Origin of the sequence: Bombilactobacillus bombi (assembly GCF_013607485.1) — a bacterium.
Classification (GTDB): Bacteria; Bacillota; Bacilli; order Lactobacillales; family Lactobacillaceae; genus Bombilactobacillus; species Bombilactobacillus bombi_A.
Window position 1 is genome coordinate 1 of sequence record NZ_SCHP01000067.1, and the last position, 5,130, is coordinate 5,130.

Annotated in this window: 8 protein-coding genes; 4 read left to right on the forward strand and 4 right to left on the reverse strand. The window is 34.9% G+C overall.

Annotated features, from left to right (window positions below; translation table 11 throughout):
- From yidD to EQ827_RS07755, 3 genes are all read left to right on the forward strand, one after another.
- Window positions 1-205 (forward strand): membrane protein insertion efficiency factor YidD (yidD, locus tag EQ827_RS07745; protein WP_181190426.1); only part of this gene is annotated, 205 nt, incomplete at its 5' end.
- Window positions 202-438: a DUF2969 family protein gene (locus EQ827_RS07750; RefSeq protein WP_181190427.1), complete on the forward strand. Its 237-nt coding sequence runs from the start codon at window positions 202-204 to the stop codon at window positions 436-438. The genes yidD and EQ827_RS07750, both read left to right, overlap by 4 nt.
- Before the next feature lie 8 nt (window positions 439-446).
- Window positions 447-1,655 carry an FtsW/RodA/SpoVE family cell cycle protein gene (locus tag EQ827_RS07755; protein WP_181190428.1) on the forward strand — a complete coding sequence of 403 codons (1,209 nt, stop codon included), beginning with the start codon at window positions 447-449 and terminating at the stop codon, window positions 1,653-1,655.
- A 97-nt stretch (window positions 1,656-1,752) separates the two neighbouring features.
- On the opposite strand, the gene EQ827_RS07760 is transcribed toward EQ827_RS07755, so the two are convergent.
- The 4 genes from EQ827_RS07760 to rpsD form a co-directional block, all read right to left on the reverse strand.
- Window positions 1,753-2,232, reverse strand: coding sequence for a universal stress protein (locus EQ827_RS07760; protein ID WP_181190429.1), 480 nt, complete (start codon window positions 2,230-2,232; stop codon window positions 1,753-1,755).
- A gap of 74 nt (window positions 2,233-2,306) precedes the next feature.
- Entirely contained in the window at window positions 2,307-2,582 is a 276-nt protein-coding gene (locus tag EQ827_RS07765; protein WP_181190430.1) for a hypothetical protein, read from the reverse strand.
- Entirely contained in the window at window positions 2,575-3,870 is a 1,296-nt protein-coding gene (locus tag EQ827_RS07770) for a replication-associated recombination protein A (protein ID WP_181190431.1), read from the reverse strand. Before EQ827_RS07770 ends, EQ827_RS07765 begins: the two co-directional genes overlap by 8 nt.
- A gap of 82 nt (window positions 3,871-3,952) precedes the next feature.
- The gene (gene rpsD / locus EQ827_RS07775) at window positions 3,953-4,564 is read right to left on the reverse strand and encodes a 30S ribosomal protein S4 (protein WP_181190432.1); all 612 of its coding nucleotides are present in this window, start codon (window positions 4,562-4,564) and stop codon (window positions 3,953-3,955) included.
- Window positions 4,565-4,891: 327 nt separating this feature from the next.
- Between rpsD and EQ827_RS07780 the strand changes: the two genes are divergently transcribed.
- On the forward strand, window positions 4,892-5,130 hold a 239-nt coding region (locus EQ827_RS07780), incomplete at its 3' end, for a septation ring formation regulator EzrA (RefSeq protein WP_309109353.1).

A 5,130-nucleotide genomic window follows, 5' to 3' on the forward strand; every position in this document is an offset into this window, starting at 1 on the left:
GATTAAGGCTATCCAAAAGCAAGGAACAATTTTAGGTTTAATAATGGGAGTAGCTCGAATTATTCGTTGCAATCCTTTTAATCGAGGCGGATTTGATCCAGTACCGGATAAGTTTTCTTTATTACGAAATGCTCATCCAGAAAAATATGAAGATGAGATTATTGCAAAAAAATTTCATTCTGATAAAACGAAAGGAAATTCATGAGTAAAAAAGAGCGAAATTTTAATGTGGAATTACAGGAAGTTTCAGATATTAATTGGAATGTGGTAGTTGTTGTCAGAAAGCATCCTCAAATCGTGGCTCATATTACCAAATTAGATGATAATCATTATGAGGTTAATCAAGTTTCAGATAATGTTGCACCCAAAGTAGTAGTTAATAACATTGAACAAGCTTTAAATAGTGCTTTGATGCAGTTTAATTTGCACTTACATTAGGAGCTAGTATGGAATTAAAAAGAAAAAAAACACAAACTGATGATGAAAATTCACGCATCGATTATGGCATCATCTTTTCTGTGATGGTTCTAGCGTTAATTGGCTTATTGTCTATTTATGTGGCTGCAAGTCATGATAATGGGACAGTAGGTAGTCCTGTTAAAATGGTAGTTTCCCAATTAGCATGGTATGTTTTGGGAGCAATTGGTGTAGTTATTATTATGCATTTTGATGCGCAGCAGTTGTGGATGATTGCTCCTTATGCTTATGGAGTGGGTATTGCGCTATTAGTTGCGGTTTTGTTTTTATATAGTCGTGACTATGCCGCTCAAACTGGTGCTAAAAGTTGGTTTGCCCTCGGACCATTTTCGTTCCAACCCTCGGAGTTGATGAAACCGGCCTTTATTTTAATGTTAGGCAGAGTAGTTACTGAGCATAATCATACTTATCATGAACATACTTTACACAGTGATCAAATTTTAATTGGAAAAATGATTATTTGGTCTTTACCAGTTATTATTTTAATGTTGTTACAAAAAGATTTTGGAACAATGTTAGTGTTTTTAGCGATATTGGCAGGTACGATGCTGGTTTCGGGCATTGATTGGCGGATTATATTTGGCTTAGTTACTATTGCCGCGATTATAATTTTCGCTGCTATTTCTTTAGTGGCAACTACTTCTGGGCGGGAAGTGCTGAGTCATTTAGGCTTTCATGCTTATCAATTTGAACGGATTGATTCTTGGTTAAATCCGGCACATGATACTTCAAATAATAGTTATCAATTGTGGCAGAATCTTAAAGCAATTGGTTCCGGTAAGTTAACTGGCAAGGGTTTTAATCATTCAAATGTATATGTTCCGGTACGAGAATCGGATATGATTTTTTCAGTTATTGCAGAAAATTTTGGTTTTATTGGCTCGTGTTTATTAATTATGATGTATTTTTTGTTAATTTCACAAATGGTAAAAGTTACTTTTGATACTAAAAATGAATTTTATGCCTATGTATCAACAGGCATTGTGGTGATGATTTTATTCCATGTTTTTGAAAACATCGGTATGAGTATTAGCCTTTTACCAATGACTGGAATACCGTTGCCGTTTATTTCCCAAGGGGGCTCAGCCTTAATTGCCAATATGATAGGTGTTGGAATAATTATGTCGATGCGTTATCATTATAAAAGCTATATGTTTAGTAGCGATCAGTTTGATTAAAATTAATAATATTAAAAAAGGTGTTGAGAAATATTATCTCAACACCTTTTTAATCTACATAAAATTTTTAATGCTAGCTAATTATTGTATCAGTATTTTATTTATATTCTTTAGGAGCTTTTAGAGGTTTGCCATCTAAATCAGTTCTTACAACTAACACATCACAAGGTGCATTGCGCGTAACAAATTCAGTCACTGAACCAATTAATAGTCTTTCTACGGCGTTTAATCCAGTAGCACCAATCATAATTAGATCAATGTCATTATCTTTCGGATAATTCCGTGCAATGGTTGTTTTAGGTGCGCCATATTCTATTTTGCTGATAACCTTGTTTACTCCCTGAGCTTTGGCAGTTGCTTGGTATTCATCAATGGTTTTTTTAGCTGTTTCTGTAACTTGTTCTACCATGCTAGAATCAAAGCTAGAAACATCCTGAAATGCCCTAGTATCAATTACATGTAAAATGTGCAAAGTTGCTTGATTTCTTTTGGCTACTTCAATGGCTTTATGAAAGGCCATTTCAGCTTCATAAGAACCATCAATAGCCACCTGAATATTATTATATTGTTGTAGCATCACTACACCTCCAGATTTACTGTTCTCCATTTAGTGTAAACTTTTTTGGTGAAAAAATCATTATTTTTTTGTTGTTAACTAAAGCGAGAAATTAAAATTGCAAAACAGCTAGTAATTAAACTACCTAAGATTAGAGTAATAACACTATAATTTAGTGGTGCTGTAATTAGTATGATTAAGCCAATTATACTGGTTAGGATTAATGCTCCCGCAGTTACTTTAATTAATCTTTTCATTTTGAGTGAATTAGCTTTTTGAAAAGCTAATAAAGGCTTGTTAAGATGTGCTAATAAAAAAATAGCTAACAAGACCAGTAAAATTATAAAGGCTATCAATAATAATTTAATCATCAGAATTCCTCCGTTTGGAATTTTGGAGTTTAAATAATCTTAAATAAGTTTGTTTTAATGTTTGCTCGTATTTGCCGTTATCTTTGGGTTGATAGTACTGTTTCCCCTGGAGTTGTTCGGGAAGATATTGTTGGGAAACCCAGTCATTAGGATAATTATGCGGGTAAAGGTAATTAATCCCATGTTTTAATTTTTTTGCTCCTTGGTAATGAGCATCTTTTAAATTATTGGGGATTGTAGCTGTTTTACCTGAGTGCACATCTTGAAGGGCAGCGTCCATTGCTGTAATACCAGAATTAGATTTAGAACTGAGACACAGGTCAATAACAGCATCAGCCAAAGGAATACGTGCTTCAGGTAAGCCAATTTTAGTAGCTGCATAACAAGCAGTTACTGTTCGCTGACAAGCTGGGGGATTAGCTAAACCGATATCTTCATAAGCAGTTACCATTAAGCGTCGAATGACGGTAGCTAAGTCACCCGCTTCAAGCAGCCGCGCTAAATAATATAGGGCCGCATTAGCATCACTACCACGGATTGATTTTTGAAAAGCCGAAATAACATCGTAATGACTATCACCATTTTTATCAGCAGTAATAGTCTTTTTTTGAATGGATTCTTGAGCTTGCGTCAGATCAATTTGAATTTTTCCCTTAGCGTTCTGGGGAGTAGATTTGACAGCTAATTCCAGTCCATTTAAAGAACTCCGCAGATCACCAGCTGTGGCTGTTGCTAATAGATCTAAAGCTTCATCACTAATTAGGACGGGATATTTTCCTAAGCCACGTTGTTCATCTTTTAATGCTCGTTTTAAAGCAACCTTGATTTCTGCTGGTTTTAAAGGATAAACCTCAAAAATTTGAGTACGGCTGCGAATAGCAGGGTTGATGCTGATATAAGGATTTTCAGTTGTAGCGCCAATTAGAATAATTTCGCCACTTTCCAATAACGGTAATAAAAAATCTTGCTTAGTTTTATCAAGGCGATGAATTTCATCTAATAATAAGACTACTGTGCCACTCATCTTGGCTTCTTCAGCTACAATTTGCAGATCTTTTTTAGTATCAGTAGCGGCGTTCAGCTGCCGAAACGCGTAATTAGTACTGCCAGCAATGGCACTGGCAATACTTGTTTTACCGGTTCCAGGAGGACCATATAAAATCATTGACGATAGTAGTTTAGCTTGAACCATACGATAAATAATTTTGCCCGGAGCCACTAAATGTTTCTGTCCAACGATTTCAGCTAAATTCCGGGGACGCATACGATAAGCCAGTGGATGCTGCATGAAAAATTCTCCTTATAAAATTGCTCTAATTACATAAAAGAAAAGCAACCCGAAGGTTGCTTTGAAAAAATCAGATTCAATATTAAAGAATTTGGTTATAAAATTCAACAACAAGTGATTCATCAATTTCTGGTTCTAATTCATCACGTTGTGGTAAGCGAATTAATTTACCAGTCATTGTGTTTTCATCAAATTCAACAAATGGTGGTCGACCAACGTTTGCTTCTAAAGCATCTTTAACAAGTTGTAAATCTTTAGAACGTTGACGCAAAGAAATTTCTTGGCCAGGTTTAACGCTGTAAGAAGGAATGTCTACACGTTTGCCATCAACTAGGATATGGCCATGGTTAACTAATTGCCGTGCTTGAGCACGTGTAGTAGCTAAACCTAAACGATAAACGACGCTGTCTAAACGAGATTCCAACAAAGCCATAAAGTTCTCACCATGTTTACCTTGGCGAATTTTACCAGCTCTTAAGAAAGTATTTCTAAATTGGCGTTCATTTAAACCATACATTAAACGTAATTTTTGCTTTTCTCGTAACTGTGTACCATATTCAGATAATTTGTTTCGATTGTTTTGACCATGTTGGCCCGGAGCATAAGGACGCCGTGCTAATTCTTTACCAGTACCTGATAAAGAGATACCTAAACGACGAGACTTTTTCCAAGTAGGTCCAGTATAACGTGACATAAAATTCCTCCAATAATTGTAATAAAAGTTGTTGGAGTAAAATAATTAACTGTGTAAGTTCAACATTCGTGCAGTCCGTGTTACAATCTTCACCTTATGCAGCCGCAGGTTACACAATTGAACTAAATAGCCACTGACTGTTGACGAGCTTGTCACTTACTGCTGCAATTATTTTACACAATTTCCAGATTACTGCTTTTCTAAATAAAAGTCAATTATTAAAGAACTAAAGTTTTAACTCTTTCTTAAAAGTCATGTTCAATTTTCTTTGCTATACTTAATAAGTAAAAGTAGATTTATCAATAAGGGGTGCTGAATTTGGTTATCGTGATTATCGTAGCAGTAATATTATTAGTTTTAGCAGTCAGCGTAATTTTGTTTTATTTTCAAAAGCAAAATAATACGATTATTAATCAGTTAACACAACAGTTAGACCAGTTCAAGCAGCAAAATTTAGACGAAACAATTGACCAAATTTCTGATACCAAATTGTCTGGTGAAACTTTGCATGACTTTAATCAAAAAAAAGAACATTATTTTGATCTACGAGAAAAGCAGTTGCCTCA

Coding starts and splice junctions, on each gene's coding strand:
- EQ827_RS07765 (WP_181190430.1), bottom strand. CDS start 2,582: ATGATTAAATTATTATTGATAGCCTTTATAATTTTACTGGTCTTGTTA.
- rpsD (WP_181190432.1), bottom strand. CDS start 4,564: ATGTCACGTTATACTGGACCTACTTGGAAAAAGTCTCGTCGTTTAGGT.
- EQ827_RS07755 (WP_181190428.1), top strand. CDS start 447: ATGGAATTAAAAAGAAAAAAAACACAAACTGATGATGAAAATTCACGC.
- EQ827_RS07760 (WP_181190429.1), bottom strand. CDS start 2,232: ATGCTACAACAATATAATAATATTCAGGTGGCTATTGATGGTTCTTAT.
- EQ827_RS07750 (WP_181190427.1), top strand. CDS start 202: ATGAGTAAAAAAGAGCGAAATTTTAATGTGGAATTACAGGAAGTTTCA.
- EQ827_RS07770 (WP_181190431.1), bottom strand. CDS start 3,870: ATGCAGCATCCACTGGCTTATCGTATGCGTCCCCGGAATTTAGCTGAA.